The sequence below is a fragment of the Duganella sp. Root336D2 genome, assembly GCF_001425005.1.
Taxonomy (GTDB): domain Bacteria; phylum Pseudomonadota; class Gammaproteobacteria; order Burkholderiales; family Burkholderiaceae_D; genus Rugamonas.
Genome location: NZ_LMDB01000037.1, coordinates 270,152 through 284,917, shown reverse-complemented (window position 1 = coordinate 284,917; position 14,766 = coordinate 270,152). Strand labels below are relative to the sequence as shown.

Below are 14,766 nucleotides of genomic sequence, written 5' to 3'. Positions count from 1 at the left end.
AATTCCACCGAAATTGCGTATTGAGATTTGTCAAAGAAACCGCTCGCGTGTCCGAATGACAGACCTGGCACCGAATTTATTCAATAGCGCGGCTTGACGCTGATCACGACTTTACCGAAGTGGTTGCCGGAGGCGAGGTGCTGGTAGGCTTCGCGCGCCTGGTGGATGTCGAACACACGGTCTACCACCGGCTTGATGTTGCGCTGGGTGACCAGGCGCGACAAGTCTTCCTGCATTTTGCGGCTACCCACATAGATGCCGCTCATGCTCTTGCCGCCGATGACGATCCCGAGCAATTGCAGGCTGGTTTCGAAGCCGCCACCCAGGCCGCCAATCACCGCCAGCTTGCCACCCATGCTGGCCGATGCGATCGAGCGCGCCACAGTGTCCTGGCCGCCCACTTCCAGCACCAGGTCGACGCCCTCGCCATCGGTGGCGCGCAGCACTTCTTCCTGCCACTCGGGAGTCTTGCGGTAGTTGATCAATACGTCGGCGCCCATTGCCCGTGCCCGTTCCAGCTTGGTGTCGCTGGACGAGGTGACGATGACGCGTACGCCTGCGGCCTTGGCCAGTTGCAGTGCCCAGACCGACACGCCGCCAGTGCCAAGCAGCAGCACGGTCTCGCCCGCTTTCAGGCCGCCTTCCACGAACAGCGCATTCCAGGCCGTGACGCCGGCGCAGGTCAGCGTGGCCGCTTCTTCATAACTCAGGTGCGCCGGGACGGCAGCCAGGCCGCCTTCGTGCATCACCAGTTCTTCCGCCAGCACGCCGTTGCCGCCCGCACCCAGCGTCACCGCCGTCTTGCCGGGAGTGACCTTGCCCTCTTCCCAATCAGGGAAGAAAGTGCTCGCTACACGGTCGCCGACGCGGAAGCGCTCCGCGCCCGGGCCGACTTCAATTACCTCGCCGGCCGCGTCGGAACCGGGCACGACGGGACCTTCGCCGCTGGTCGGATAGGTGCCCTGGGCCACCATCAGGTCGCGATAGTTCAGCGAAACGGCGTGCACTTTGACGCGCACTTCATGGAATTGCAGTGCGCGTTTAGGCAGCTTGATCGCTTCCAGGCTGTCGATCCCGCCGCCAGGGGTGATTTGGTAAGCATGCATTTGGAGCTCCTTGCAGGTTGTGGTTAAGTGAGAAGAACTATATAGTTTCCCTACACTCCACAGTGGTGGAGTTTTCTCGACATATTGTCGACTAAATGGAAACAATATGAATGAACGCCTGAATGGCATCAACGTCTTCGTGCAGGCGGTGGAGGCCGGCAGCTTCTCCGCTGCCGCGACCCGGCTGCACCAGACCCGCTCCGCTGTGGCCAAGTCCATCGCGCGGCTGGAAGAGCGGCTTGGGGTGCGCCTGTTCCACCGCACCACGCGCAGCCAGAACCTGACCGAAGCCGGCCAGTCTTATTACGAGCGTTGCGTGCGTGCCCTGGCCGAACTGGATGCGGGCGAGGCCTGCATCGGCACCGGCCGCAGCGAACCGACCGGGCGCCTGCGCATCAGCGTGCCGGTGCTGTTCGGCCGCCAGTTCGTGGCGCCGCTGATGATGGACCTGGCCCAGCGCTACCCGCAACTGACCATCGATATCTCATTCAACGACCGGGTGGTGGACCTGCTGGACGAAGGCTTCGACCTTGGCCTGCGCGTCGGCCCGCTGCCGAACAGCGGCAGCCTGGCCGCGCGCCACCTGGGCCAGCAGCGCATGCTGATCTGCGCCGCTCCTTCTTACCTGGAGCAGCACGGCGAGCCAAAGAGCCTGCAGGAGGTGGCCGGGCACGTCGGCATCCTGTACTCGCGCGGGCGCGTGGTGAAGGAGTGGACGGTGTCGACGCCGGATGGCCGCACGCACGACCTGCTGCCGCGGCAGCGCATGCTGCTGGATGACCTGCAGGTGATTGCCGATGCGACGGCGCGCGGCATGGGACTCGCCTGGCTGCCCTGCTGGCTGGTGGCCCCGTACGTGAAACGGGGCGAGTTGAAAGTGCTGTTCGATTGCGGGGAAATGGAAGCCTCACAGATGCATCTGGTGTGGCCCCATACCCCTTACATGCCCGCCAAGCTGCGCGTCGCGATTGACACGCTGCTTGAGGTCACGCCAATCTATCTGGCAAGCGCAGAGCAGAACCCGGCCCTGCCCCACATACGCCAGCGCAAGGACAAGCCGAACACGCGCTCCAAGACCCCGCCTGGCTAGCGGGATCCTCCTGGCCGGCCGGGCTTACATCTTCCAGTGCAAGCCAGCCGAGACCGAACGACCGGTCTGGACCGTACCGAAATTGCTCACCTGCGCGTTACCCGCATTGCCGAAGTGGTAGTACTGCTGCTGCAATTCGTTGGTCAGGTTGACCCCACTGATATCGAACGACATGTTCTCGTTGATTTTGTAGGAGATCTGGAAGTCCACGCTCTTTTCCGGATGACGCCAGATGCCGATCGGATTGGCAAACAAGGCGGCTTCGTTGCTGGCCAGGAAGCCGGAGCGCCAGACATAAGACAAGCGCGCGCTGACCGGGCCCTTTTCGTATGCCAGGGTGGCGTTGTAGGAGCTCCTGGAAACGCCGAAGAACGGTGTCTCGAGCTGGGCGACGATGACCCCGGCGTCATTGGCGTCGGGGACGTTCTGCGACGAGCTGAGTCGCGTATAGCTGCCCTGGAAGCCCAGGCCGTCGAGCAGGCTCGGCAGTCCTTTCGGGAAGTAGATCAAGCCCAGCTCGGCGCCCTTGATCGTGCCGTTGGAGGCATTGACCGGCGAATTGATGACGTAGTCATAGCCGTTCGTATGGTCGCCGCCCGAGGTCGAGTTGCGGAACGGGTCGTTCGCCGGATCGACGTGAACCTTGTGACGCAAGTTCACGACCAGGCCGTCGATCTTGCGCTTGAACACAGTACCGTAGAGTGCGCTGTCCTTCTGGAAATACCACTCGGCCGTCAGGTCAAGGTTCTTGGAGCGCGTCGGTTTCAGGTCCGGATTGCCGCCGCTGCCCGAGCCATATCCCACCTTTGAAACGTCGTCAGCGAGCTGCAGGACCGGATTCAGGTCACCGAAGTTCGGGCGGCGCAGGGTTTCACCGTAGTTGGTACGCAGCACGACGTCCCTGGACGCGTCGTAAATCAGCGTCATGCTGGGCAGGAGCTTGCTGGTCGACTTGCTGGCACTGGACGAGGTGACCGCCTTGGTGCTGGCATCCACCTTATAGAAGGTCATGTCGGTATCGACCTTGACGTAGCGCACGCCGAAATTGCCGCGCAGGCGATGGCCGAACAGCTCGTTTTGGGTATTCCCCATCAGGAAGAGGTTGCGCGTCTTTTCATCGATCTCGAACGTCTTCTGCAGGCCCAGCTTGTCCGTCGTCTGGAAGTTCGTATCGGCCGAATTCATGAGCTTGCGCCAGTCGTCGATATGGTCGCGGATGTAGTAGGCGTTGGGCTCGACCCATGTGCGCGGAACATCCGAGATGTCGCTGCCGAAGTTCGAGTTGGTGGAGGAATACTCCGGACCCAGCGAGGCCAGGTTGCGGTTCAGTGTGCCCGATTGGGTCCGGTTAGCCTCGGACGCCTTGCGGTCGTCGAAGCGCACGCCGAACTGGATCGTCTCCAGCGCCCCCCAGTTGGCATCGTAGACGCCCGACAGGTTTGCCGTCGCAGCGCTGCCCTTATTGCGGTTGGCGGTATCGAAGAACTGCGCAACATTCCACTTGGCCGGGTCGGCCAGGTCGGCATCGTTATTGAAGTGGAATGCCGTGTTGCTGCCGCCGGCATTGAAGTCGACGTCGATAGACGGTGCAACGCGATCAATCCGGGTGGCGGTGAATTCCGAGTGATAGCTGCTCGATTGGTACGACAGGTCACCATCGAGCTTCAGGCGGTCGCCAAGGTTCCACTTGCCGTTCACGGCATAAACGCGGGAATCGGTTGCCGACGTGGTGTAGTCGCCGCTGTTGAAGCCGTAGACGTTATTCACATGACGGCTCTTGATCACGTTCGTTCCCGGGAACGTCGTGATCGTCCCCGCCGGATTGCTGCCGAGGTCCCCCCACCAGTCAACAAAGCTGAACAGCAGCCGGTTGAAGGATTTGTTGCGATAACCGTTGTACATCGATTCGAAGGTGTAGACCGAATCACTGTCCGGTTTCCACTGCAAGGCGATATTGGCGGCGGGACGCTTGCGCTCGCCCTGCACGTCGCTCTGGAAAACGGCGTCGCGCGCCAGGTAATAAGGATAGGCTTTGCCGTCGAAATCCAGCGTTGAACCTTCTGCCATCGGCAAGCCTGCATGGGTTCCAGGCGTCCAGATTTTGTTGTCGAAGATGCGCTGCAAGGGCGTGTAACCGGCGGGAACTTCAGCGGCATTCGGGCTGGTAAACGGCACCATGGCACCCGGCGTCACGCTTTCATTGCGGTATTTCGTCCTGGTAGCCGCCAGATTGACCAGGGCGCCGAATTCGCCGACGCCGGTTTGCCAGCGGTTGCTTAACATGGCGCTGAGCTGCGGGTTCGCTTTTTTCGCGGGATCGAGGTAGGTTTCACGCGCCGAAAGCGAAAATTTCGGACCCTTGAAATCAAACGGCCGCAGCGACTTGACGTCAACCTGGCCAGCAATGCCGGTTTCCAACTGGCTGGCATCGCGCGTCTTGTAGACGTCGATCTGGCGCACCAGGGTCGAGGGGATGTCCTGCAGCGCGACCTGCGTGCCGGAAGCGGTAAAAATGGAGCGGCCGTTCCAGGTGGTCTGGAGGTCGGGCAGGCCGCGGATGGACAGGGTGCCGACTTCGCCGCCGGCGCGATTGGTGACCTGGATCCCCGTTACGCGCTGCAGCGCTTCGACGACATTGTTATCGGGCAGCTTGCCGATGTCTTCGGCAACGATCGATTCCACCACCTGGTCATTGGTGCGCTTGATCGCCAGGCTCTTGATCAGCGATGCCTTGACCCCGGTGACGACGACGGTTGAAGTGTCGGTCGGCTCCGCCTTTTCGGCGGCTTCCTGCGCCCAGACCGAGGCGCTGCTCAGCAGGCCAGTGGCCAGCATGCAGGCGACGGTGGTTTTCAGATTTAACTGGTGCTGCATTTGCGGTCTCCATGAGTTGGTTTTTGTGGAACCGACTGTAGGGAACTGGCGGAATGCAATCCAATTAATTCTTTTCCGACTTTAATACCGGTTTTGATATCAAGCGAACGGCTGCCCTAGGGAGAAAGCGCGCTCGTGCGTGCCCCGCGGCACCCCGGGCCGGGGCGCCTTGTAGCCTTGCCGCAACAGCTTTTCAGCTGCCGCGTTCGACGTCGTCGCGTTCCTGGCGTTTGGCGTCGGGCATCGATTCGACATGGTCGACATCGATATCGCCGCCATCCGGGGCCGGCGTATCACGGCCGACGCTGGCGCGTTCGCCGGTGCCCTGGGCATCGGTATCGCTGTCGAGTTCGGTGTCGCCGGGGCCTGGCGGGCGGGCGCCCTGCAGGTCGCTGCCGGAATCGGACGAGTCGCTGGGGCCGAGTGCCCCGGTGCCGTGACCCTTGTTGACTTCGCGGTCAGGCTGGGCTGGCATATTGTCCGGGTCGAGGGTACTGGTTCCTGACATGATGTCCTCCTGTTTCCAATAATCTAACGATTTCGGGCCCAAGGCGGCGCAGTGTTGGAAGATGCCAACACTGTGTTACATAAGCAATAATTCTGAAACATCTTCGGCTGTATGGCATTTGTACCAAATTTCCCCTTTAAGTATAAGGTTTTCCCAAGACGTAGCTTTCAAAAAAGACGGAACTCATCCTTGTCCGGGTCTTGCGTTCGGGGTTTGATGCAGATCAAAAAGGCATTTACCTTAGGTCAACACTAGTACAATTCAGGCTTGAACAAATTGCACAGGAGTGCCTGCAGAATGAGTAGTTTTGACGCAACCAATAAGCGCCTGAAAAATATTCATACTCGCATCCCGGAGTTCCCGGAAGACCTGGTACGCCTGCTGCGCATGACCTATCACGTCCAGAAACGCATGAAGGATCTGGCGAATTCGGTGTTGCGCAAGTATGACCTGGTCGATGCCAGCTATATGGTGCTGGCGGTGCTGTATGGATCGGAGAGTGAAACTTCGACCGCGTCCAACCTGGGCGAAGCCTGCATGGAAAAGCCGGCCAACCTGACGCGGGTTTGCAACGACCTGGAAGCGCAAGGCCTGATCACCCGCGGCAACCGCCCTGGCGACCGCCGTTGCGTGATGATTACCCTGACCGACGCAGGCCGCAACCTGATCGAACAGGTCATGCCGGAAGTCTGGACGCGCACCACCCGCGCCTACGACGGCTACAACGGCGACGACATCCGCGTGCAGGAGCAGCTCTTCAAGCGCCAGCTTGCCAACCTCGACGTCAGCGCATAAATGAAAGTCGGGGTCAGCTCCGGCAATCGGACATTCGCGCAGCGAATGTCCGATTGCCGGAGCTGACCCCGACTTTCATAAAAAAAGCCCGCTACGGCGGGCTTGCTTCATTTCTGGGGCTTGGTGTGCTTCATTGCGTAGTAGAGGTGCTGCCACCAGTGCTCGCGTGATTGCACGCTCTGCATGCACTGGCGGTCGATCTCTTCCTTGAAGACCTGGTCGCGGCATTGCTTGCTGGCCAGCGCATTGCGCTGGTTCTCGGCATTCACTACCGCGACGACGAGCCAGAACACCAGCCCCGACAGCAGGACCACCAGCGTCCAGGCAAAGTGGTTGACCCAGCTGCGCTGCACCAGGCCGGCCTCGTCAGGGGCCGACTCCCGGAATGCACGCATCACGCCTTCTTCACGTTGTTCCATGTCTTACTTCTTGCTTGCTGCAGCTTTGGCTATCAGGTAGTCCGCAACTGCCAGGGCGGCGGCCTGGGACTGGTCTTCCGGCTGGTTCGGACGGCCGGCCATCGATGGGGAGGTGACGAAACGGCCATCAATCACCAGGGTTGGCGCGCTGTCCACCTTGTACTGGGCGATGATGCTCTCCATACGCTTCATTTTAGACTCGACGCTGAAGGATTTGTAGACGCTTTCGTATTTGGCCTTGTCGACGCCGGCGCTGACCAGCACGGCGGTGACGTCCTGCTCGCGCATCAGGCGCTTGTGCTCTTTGTGGATGGCGTCGAACAGCTTCTGGCCGGCTTCCGTGCTGCCCATGGTTTCCAGGGTCACGTAGGCGCGTGCCAGCACGTCTTTTTCACCGCGGGCGAAGTGGATGCGGCGGAAGTGGATCTTGTCGGCGTTCTGCTTGACCCAGGCCGACATGCGCGGTTCGAGCGCGAAGCAGTGTGGGCAGGTGTACATGAAGAACTCGACAACCTCGACCTTTTTGCCCTGGGCTTCAGTGCGTACCGGGGTATCGAGGACCTTCCAGTCAACGCCCTCTTTCGGCTCGGCGGCATAGGCGCCGGCAGCGGTGAACATCAGGGCGGCAGAAGCAATCAGCAGTCGCAGCAAGCGCATGGTCATCCTTACAGGTAAATGGTAAACGCCGCGAGATTACCATTTTTTGCGCGCTGTGATCAGCCCCGCGGGCCAAATTGGCGCCGGCGGGGCATTTTTAAGCCTGATTTAAGTGCCTGGTGACCTGCCACGCTCGAATCGAGAACGCTTGCCGCGCGGTTCGACGCGCATGGCCGCGTTGCAAATGCTCGCAATAGCTCGCTATTGCTGCGCTTTGCGCCTTGCCCTGCACGCCGCCCGCACGTCCTTCGCTCCCGATTCTCCCGTTTCAGGCCACTAGAAGTCGTAGCGCGCCGAAACTTTCAGTTGGCGGCCACTGTTCGGGTAGATGCCGCCGCGGCAGCTGAACGCCTGGCTGTAGTGGTCTTTGTCGAACAGGTTCAGCGCGCTCAGCGCCAGCTCCCATTGGCCGAACTTGCGCGCGTAGCGGCCATCGACCACGGTGTAGGCCGGCATGCGGGCATCGCAGCTGTTATCAAAGTCGCTACCGTAACGCTGCTTGCCTACGCGCTGCACGCCGATGTCGGCGCTCTGGCCGTCCGCCGGCAGCCATGCCAGGCGCACGGTCAGGATGTTCTTCGGCACCAGCGCCAGCTCGCGCCCGGCGTTAGGGCCGGAGCGGAATTCGGCTTCCACTTGCTGGAAGTGGCCCTGCACTTGCCATTCCGGCGCGAGGCGGTAGCTGCCATCGAGCTCGAAGCCCTTGCGCTGGGTCGGCGCCAGGTTGGTGTTGACGAAGATGGTCGGGTCGAAATAGATCTCGTTGTCCAGCTTATGGCGGAAGACGCGCGCGTCGAGCTTGGCATCGCCAGCCGCGTAGCCCAGGCCGATCTCGGCGTCGTGCGACACCTGGGTTTCCAGCGGTTTGCCTGGAACCGGGGTGAAGGCATTGTCGTCGACGTTGGCGACGCGGTAGCTCTGGCCAACTTTGGCCCAGGCGGTCAGGCCTGGCGCGGCCAGCATGCTGCCCTGCGCTTCCCAGGCGTTATGCGCCTGTTTCTGGCTGTAGTTGGCGCCGAATGGAACCGAATCGGCGGAATCCTTGTCGAACAGTTCGCGGCGCACGCCGGCGGCCAGGCGGAATTGCTGCGGGCCGGAGAACTTCATTTCGTCGCGCAGGTAGAAAGCCTTGCTGCGCTGTTCGACGTCGGCGGCCGAGAAGAAAGCATGGGTCACGCGGTTCCAGCGGCTGAAGTCGAAGCCTGCCACCAGCTCGTTCAGCAGGCCGTCGAACTGGCCCAGGTGGCGCACGCGCGGCGAGAACTGGGTCTGCTTGCTGTCGTAGGCCGATTTGAAGCCGCTGTAAACGCCTTCCGATTCTTTCTGGCGGTGCGACAGTTCGGCCGCCAGGTCGAAGGCGCCGACCTTGTGCTCCCAGGCGGCGGTGTAACGGTCGCTATCGAGCTTGCCGAAATCATTCGGGGTCAGGGTCTGGCGCGGTTCGAGCAGGAACTGGCCCTCGCTCAGGCCACCGGCAAAGCGCTGGTCCTGGCGCGCGATATCGGCGCGCAGCGAGAAGCGGCCAACGCCGGTGTTGAACTGCACTCCGCCGTTGATGCGCGACTGCTTGAAATCATTGTTGTCGCGGTAGTTGTCGGTGCGCTGGTGGCCGGCCGACAGGTCGAATGCGTAAGAGTCGAAGCCCTGTGCCAGGCTGGCGCGCACTTCGCTGCTGTTGAACTGGCCCGCTTCGGTAAATACGTTACCGCTGCGCTCACCGGCTTGCGGGCGCTTGGTGGTGATGCGGATCACGCCGCCGGTCGCGCCTTCGCCGTACAGCACGCTGGCGCCGCCGCGCATGATGTCGATGCTTTGCACGCGGTCGATCGGGATGGTGGACAGGGTCGCTGCCAGCTGCTCGTTCTCGTTCAGGCGCACGCCGTCCAGCACGATCACGACGTTCTGGTCGCTGAAGGTGCCGAAGCCGCGCAGGTCGAGGCCGAAGTCAGGGCTGCCGGTCAGGCTTTGGCGGCCATACACGCCGCCGATCTTGCGGATCGCCTGGTTGACGTCCGATACGCCGGCGCGGCGGATATCGGCTGCGCTAATGGTGGTGGCGCCGATCGGCAACAGCGATGGGTCGCTGGCGAAGCGGGAACCGGAAATGACAACGGTGTCGGTTTGGGATTGAGCCTGGGCCGGTGCGGCGAAGCATACGGCAACAGCTACGGCAAGCGCGCAGCGCGAGGAGATGATGGTCATGACTGTTTGAATGAGTATTTTCCGCCTGCCTCCCCGCAGTCGGAATCCACAGAAGTCGAGCCCTGTACGGGTGCGCTTCCACCTCCCTGGCCGGTATCCGGGCTGGCAAGACTGACCGTTCCACCTTCCTGCGTGTTCATTGATGCAGTGGTTGTTTGGCGCGGCCTGCCGTCATGACGACGGCGCTTGCGTACCGTTGCGGGGGCAGCACATTGCGTTTCCCGTTTAACTGCCCCCACGAACAGGGGGCGGGCACCAAGGCGGCCACATTATACGCTGCTTAGGCTATAGTGACGCGTTGCCAAATTGTTACGGGAGATCCATGCGTACTTTCATCGCGCTCGCCGCCGTCGCCCTGCTGGCCGGCGCCGCAGCACCGCAAGCCGAGATACCGACTGCGCCGCGCAATGCCGCCGCGGTTTCCGTGCCCAGCGCGCCCAATGCCTGGGGTGGCATGCGCACCGGGCAGGAAGCCACGCTGTCGGAGCGCGTGGTGGATTACAAGATCGAGGCCAGCCTCGACCCGGTCAAGCATACGGTCGAAGGCAGGCAGCGCCTGACCTGGCGCAACCGCAGCAGCGAACCGGTGCGCAGCGTCTACCTGCACCTGTACCTGAACGCCTTCCAGAATCCGGGCAGCACCTATTTCACCGAGCAGCGCAAGAGCGGCAACAGCTTCCGCTCCGGCGTCGATACCAAGGACGGCGAATGGGGCTATATCGACTTGCGCAGCGTGCAGCAGAACGGCGCCAGCGTGCCGTGGAAATTCGTGCAGCCCGATGGCGGCCCCGTTACCGACCGCACCGTGGTGCGCATGGACCTGCCGCAAGCAGTCGCGCCGGGCGCCAGCACCACGCTCGATATCGGCTTCTTCGACCAGTTGCCGCGCGTGGTATCGCGCACCGGCTACTTCGGCACTTTCCACCTGGTCGGGCAGTGGTTCCCCAAGATCGCCGTGCTGGAATTGCCCGGTGAACGCGGTGCCACGGCGCCGCGCTGGAACGCCCACGAATTCCACGCCGAATCCGAGTTCTACGCCGACTTCGGCAACTACGACGTCAAGCTGACCGTACCCAAAGGCTATACCGTGGGCGCTACCGGCGAACTGCAAGGCCAGCCTGTCGAAAAAGAAGGCAAGCTGACCCACCACTTCGTGCAAGGCGACGTGCACGATTTCGCCTGGACCGCCGACAGCCGCAGCGCCAAGCCGCTGACCGACACCTGGATTGGCGCCGGCAGCCCGCCGGTGAAGATCACCGTGCTGTTTCCGCCGGAATATGCATCGAACGCAGCGCCCGCGCTGAAAGCCACCAGGGATTCGCTCGATTACTTCTCGAAGACGCTCGGCCCCTACCCTTACAGGACGGTGACCGTGGTGATCCCGCCGTACAACGCGCGCGAAGCGGCCGGCATGGAATACCCGACCTTCTTCACCGCCGATGCTTACAAGGACGTCACCCCGGGCACGCTCAGCGCCTTCGAACTGGATTTCGTCACCATCCACGAATTCGGCCATGGCTACTTCTACGGCATCCTCGCCAGCAACGAGTTCGAAGAGCCGATGCTGGACGAGGGGTTGAACCAGTACTGGAACACGCGCATGCTGTCCGACCTGCGCCGCACGGTCGATGCCACCACGCCCCTGCTCGGCAAGCTCGGTTTTGCGCCGCGCTTCAACGTCTGGGACGTAGAGCGCGCCATGACCCCGCGCGAAGAACCGTCCGACCCGCTGGGCGCCAGCGCCTTCCATCGCCTGCAGGGCGTCGGCCCGGTGTATTCCCGCACTGCGACCACCATGCACGATCTCGAAGCGCAACTGGGCAGGGACGTCATCGAGCGCGCTTTCAAGGAATACTACCGCCGCTGGAAATTCCGCCATCCGAGCCTGGCCGATTTCCGCGAGGTCTTGAGCGAAGTAAGCGGCAACCGCAGGCTGGTGGAGCAGGTATTTGCGCAGCAGGTGTACAGCGTGAACCGGGTTGACGACCGCATCTCCAAATTCACCAGCGCTGAAGTGCTGCCGCTGCCAGGAGTGCATGTCGAGAACGGCAAGCACGTCGAATTGACAGAGGAGGAAGTTGAGAAACGGATCGGCAAGCAGCGCAAGGGTTGGAAGGAGCAATACCCGGATGCCAAGGAAAACCAGGGCCCCTATCCCTACCACACGATCGTGACGGTACGCCGCCGCGGCGCCGACGTACTGCAAACCCTGGTCGTCACGTTCGCCGACGGCACCACGGAAATCGTGCTGTGGGACGGCGCAGAGCGCTGGCGAACCTTCGAATGGACCAGGCCGTCCAAGGCCGTGTCGGCGGAACTCGACCCGGGCCGCCAGCACTACCTCGACGCCAACAAGCTCGATGACAGCCGCACGCTCAAGTCCGATGGCCGCGCCGCGCGCCGCTGGAGCTTCGACTTCGCCGCTATCGTCCAGACCCTGCTCTCCTTCATTGCGACCTTATGAAACTGACCGCCAACCTGAAAAACGCAAGCCGCGCCGCCCTGCAATGGCGGCTGCTGGCGACCTGGATCGTGGCCGCGCTGCTGCCTACCCTGCTGCTCGCGGCGCCGATGTGGAGTTCCCTGTCCGGCATCCTCGACCAGTCGGTGCACGCGCCGGAACTGGCCAAATCGCTCGACGTGCTAAGCCTGGCCGACATCATGGCTGAACTCAAACGCAATAGCCTGTCGCTGCAGGCCGGCGGGATCGCCGCGCTGGTGCTGACGCTGCTGCTCTCGCCGCTCCTGACCGGGGTCATCGTCACTGCGGGCCGGGCGCCGGAAACGGCGACTTTCCGCCAGCTGTTCGCAGGCGGCGTGGGCGAGTACCCGCGCATGTTCCGCACGCTGCTGTGGGCCGTCATTCCGCTTGGACTGGCGCTGGCCATCGGCGCTGCAGTGGCCGACAGCGCGCAGGACTTTGCCGAGAAGGCAAGCCTTGAATCGGATGCCGACAGGTGGGTGCTGTTCGCCAATGTGCTCGGCGTCCTGCTGCTCGCCCTGGCCAACCTGACGCTCGATGCCGGGCGCGCCCAGTTGGCCATCGACCGCCGCCGCACGTCTGCGGTCAAGGCCTGGTGGTCGGGCCTCAAGCTGCTGCTGCGCCGCCCAGGCGCCATGCTGGGCAGCTATGCCTTGCTGACCGTGGCGGGCCTGCTGCTCGCGGGCCTGTTCGTGCTGGCGCGCTTCAACCTGGCAGGCAGCAACGGCTTGCTGCTGCTGGCCGGCTTCCTGCTGGCGCAGCTGGTGGTGCTGGCGATGGCGTGGATGCGTGCAGCGCGGCTGCTTGCGCTGATGACGCTGTCTGCAACGAATCGCTGACCGGAGTATATTGGTGGGCATGACAACCTTGCCCACCTTCTTCCTGTCCCACGGCGGCGGCCCATGGCCCTGGCTGCGCGACCAGTTCGGCAACGCCTACGACCAGCTGGACGCGTCGCTGCGCGACCTGCCGCGCCAGGCCGGCGGCAAGCCGAAAGGTCTGCTGGTTGTTACCGCGCATTGGGAAGGACGCCACTTCCTGGTGTCGTCATCGGCCAAGCCGTCGATGATCTACGACTACGGCGGTTTTCCGCCGCATACCTACCAGATCCAGTACCCCGCGCCGGGTTCGCCGGCACTGGCTGCGCGCGTGATCGAGCTGCTTGGCGAGCGTGCCCGGCTTGACGCGGAGCGCGGCTTCGACCACGGCACGTTCAGCGCCATGTACCCCGCCTTCCCGCAAGCGGACGTGCCGATCGTGCAGCTCTCGCTGCGCCATGGTCTCGATCCGGCCGAGCACCTGGCTGTCGGGCGCCTGCTGCGGCCCCTGCGCGATGAAGGCATCCTGGTCGTCGGCAGCGGCCTGAGTTACCACAACCTGCGCGCCTTCAACGCCGCCGGCGCCGAGGCCTCACGCGTATTCGACGCCTGGCTGCGCGAAACCATGGCGGCGGCGCCGGCCGAACGCACGGCGCGCTTGCTGGAGTGGGAGCGTGCTCCGGCAGCGCGGATGGCGCATCCGCGCGAGGAACATTTGCTGCCTTTGATGGTGGTGGTGGGTGCGGCCGAGGATGCGGCCGCCGAGGTGGTGTATCACGAAGACCGCTTCATGGGGGCGCTGGCGGTCAGCAGCTTCAAGCTCGGCTAAGGATCAAGCGCCGCGCTTGCCCTTCATGCGCTCGGCTTCCTTCTCTGCTGCCTTGCGCTCCGCCTCCTCCGCCTTGACGCGCTCCGCCTCGACATGGATTGCCAGCGCTTCAGCGCGGGAAGCCGGCGTTTCCAGCGAAATCCGGCCCAGCGCACCGCTGCGGTAATCCAGCAGCAGCATGTGCGAGGCTTTCTCGAAGTCCCAGTCGCCGCCCCTCAGGCGATAGCTGCGCAGCTGCGCCACGCGCTCGATCAGGGCCACGCCATCCATGGCCGAGACATCGGCCTTGTAGCGCGCCTTCAGCAGTTCCGGATAGCGCTTCAGCAGTTCTTCCGCCAGCCATACCGCCACTTCTTCCTCGATCAGCGCATTGGCGCCGATCGCGTGCGAAGCCGCCAGCGCCAGGCCGTCGGAGGGCATTTCGATCTTCGGCCACAGCAGGCCCGGCGTATCGATCAGCACCGTCTCCAGGTCCAGGTAGATCTTCTGCTGCTGCTTGGTCACTGCCGGCTCGTCGCCCACTTTCGCCACGCGGCGCTTGAGCAGCGCGTTCATCAGGGTCGACTTCCCGACGTTGGGAATCCCCATGATCATCATGCGCAGCGGCTTGATCGCTTCGTTGCGGTGCGGCGCCAGCTTGCGCGCCTTGGCAATCACCTTGGCCACGTCGGACGGCTTCTTGGTCGTCATGGCGTAGGCGGTGACGGTCTTGTCCTGCTCGAAATGGCGGATCCAGGCCGCGGTGGCGTCGGGGTCGGCCAGGTCGATCTTGTTCAGGATCTTCAGGCAGGGACGCTGGCGGAACTTGCGCAGCTCCTCCACCAGCGGATTGCAGCTGGCCGCAGGCAGGCGCGCGTCAACCACTTCGATGACGACATCGACGTCGGCCATCTGTTCCGCCGCCTTTTTCTTGGCGGCGTTCATATGCCCGGGGAACCATTGGATAGACATGCTCTTGCCTTACGAATCGAATGAACAATCCGCCA

General features: G+C 62.9%; 12 protein-coding genes and 1 riboswitch. Of the genes, 5 read left to right on the top strand and 7 right to left on the bottom strand.

Going from position 1 to position 14,766, the window contains the following annotated elements; translation table 11 throughout:
- Positions 1 to 80 precede the first annotated feature (80 nt).
- Positions 81 to 1,106 carry an NAD(P)-dependent alcohol dehydrogenase gene (locus ASD07_RS25720; RefSeq protein WP_055937188.1) on the bottom strand — a complete coding sequence of 342 codons (1,026 nt, stop codon included), beginning with the start codon at positions 1,104 to 1,106 and terminating at the stop codon, positions 81 to 83.
- 106 nt (positions 1,107 to 1,212) lie between these two features.
- Between ASD07_RS25720 and ASD07_RS25715 the strand changes: the two genes are divergently transcribed.
- The gene (locus tag ASD07_RS25715; protein ID WP_055937185.1) at positions 1,213 to 2,196 is read left to right on the top strand and encodes a LysR family transcriptional regulator; all 984 of its coding nucleotides are present in this window, start codon (positions 1,213 to 1,215) and stop codon (positions 2,194 to 2,196) included.
- A gap of 24 nt (positions 2,197 to 2,220) precedes the next feature.
- Here ASD07_RS25715 and ASD07_RS25710 read toward each other — a convergent pair whose 3' ends face one another.
- Together ASD07_RS25710 and ASD07_RS25705 are read right to left on the bottom strand one after the other, a co-directional pair.
- Positions 2,221 to 5,070 (bottom strand): TonB-dependent receptor, encoded by a 2,850-nt coding sequence (locus ASD07_RS25710; protein ID WP_055937182.1) that lies wholly within the window; start codon positions 5,068 to 5,070, stop codon positions 2,221 to 2,223.
- A gap of 193 nt (positions 5,071 to 5,263) precedes the next feature.
- Positions 5,264 to 5,578 (bottom strand): hypothetical protein, encoded by a 315-nt coding sequence (locus ASD07_RS25705; RefSeq protein WP_055937179.1) that lies wholly within the window; start codon positions 5,576 to 5,578, stop codon positions 5,264 to 5,266.
- Positions 5,579 to 5,875: 297 nt separating this feature from the next.
- Here ASD07_RS25705 and ASD07_RS25700 point away from each other — a divergent pair, with 297 nt between their 5' ends.
- On the top strand, positions 5,876 to 6,373 hold the full coding sequence (locus ASD07_RS25700) for a MarR family winged helix-turn-helix transcriptional regulator (RefSeq protein WP_055937177.1): 498 nt from the start codon (positions 5,876 to 5,878) through the stop codon (positions 6,371 to 6,373).
- Positions 6,374 to 6,480: 107 nt separating this feature from the next.
- Here the strand turns inward: ASD07_RS25700 and ASD07_RS25695 are convergent, their stop codons facing one another.
- The 3 genes from ASD07_RS25695 to ASD07_RS25685 all read right to left on the bottom strand — a co-directional run bounded on the left by ASD07_RS25695 (position 6,481) and on the right by ASD07_RS25685 (position 9,651).
- The gene (locus ASD07_RS25695) at positions 6,481 to 6,792 is read right to left on the bottom strand and encodes a hypothetical protein (RefSeq protein ID WP_055937174.1); all 312 of its coding nucleotides are present in this window, start codon (positions 6,790 to 6,792) and stop codon (positions 6,481 to 6,483) included.
- A gap of 3 nt (positions 6,793 to 6,795) precedes the next feature.
- A complete protein-coding gene (locus ASD07_RS25690; protein ID WP_229207287.1) occupies positions 6,796 to 7,449 on the bottom strand; it encodes a thiol:disulfide interchange protein DsbA/DsbL in 654 nt (217 codons plus the stop codon).
- A gap of 276 nt (positions 7,450 to 7,725) precedes the next feature.
- Complete coding sequence (locus tag ASD07_RS25685) at positions 7,726 to 9,651, bottom strand: TonB-dependent receptor (protein WP_055937167.1); 1,926 nt, start codon at positions 9,649 to 9,651, stop codon at positions 7,726 to 7,728.
- Between the two features lie 70 nt (positions 9,652 to 9,721).
- Positions 9,722 to 9,926: riboswitch (cobalamin riboswitch) on the bottom strand.
- A gap of 47 nt (positions 9,927 to 9,973) precedes the next feature.
- On the opposite strand from ASD07_RS25685, the gene ASD07_RS25680 reads away from it, so the two are divergent.
- Genes ASD07_RS25680 through ASD07_RS25670 form a run of 3 tightly spaced genes read left to right on the top strand, consistent with a single transcriptional unit; the run spans position 9,974 to position 13,780 of the window.
- Positions 9,974 to 12,115 (top strand): M1 family metallopeptidase, encoded by a 2,142-nt coding sequence (locus ASD07_RS25680; protein ID WP_055937164.1) that lies wholly within the window; start codon positions 9,974 to 9,976, stop codon positions 12,113 to 12,115.
- Positions 12,112 to 12,972, top strand: coding sequence for a hypothetical protein (locus tag ASD07_RS25675; RefSeq protein WP_055937161.1), 861 nt, complete (start codon positions 12,112 to 12,114; stop codon positions 12,970 to 12,972). Before ASD07_RS25680 ends, ASD07_RS25675 begins: the two co-directional genes overlap by 4 nt.
- Before the next feature lie 19 nt (positions 12,973 to 12,991).
- Positions 12,992 to 13,780 carry a class III extradiol ring-cleavage dioxygenase gene (locus ASD07_RS25670; protein ID WP_055937158.1) on the top strand — a complete coding sequence of 263 codons (789 nt, stop codon included), beginning with the start codon at positions 12,992 to 12,994 and terminating at the stop codon, positions 13,778 to 13,780.
- Between the two features lie 3 nt (positions 13,781 to 13,783).
- On the opposite strand, the gene ylqF is transcribed toward ASD07_RS25670, so the two are convergent.
- Positions 13,784 to 14,731 carry a ribosome biogenesis GTPase YlqF gene (gene ylqF, locus ASD07_RS25665; protein WP_082507564.1) on the bottom strand — a complete coding sequence of 316 codons (948 nt, stop codon included), beginning with the start codon at positions 14,729 to 14,731 and terminating at the stop codon, positions 13,784 to 13,786.
- Between the last annotated feature and the right edge of the window lie 35 nt (positions 14,732 to 14,766).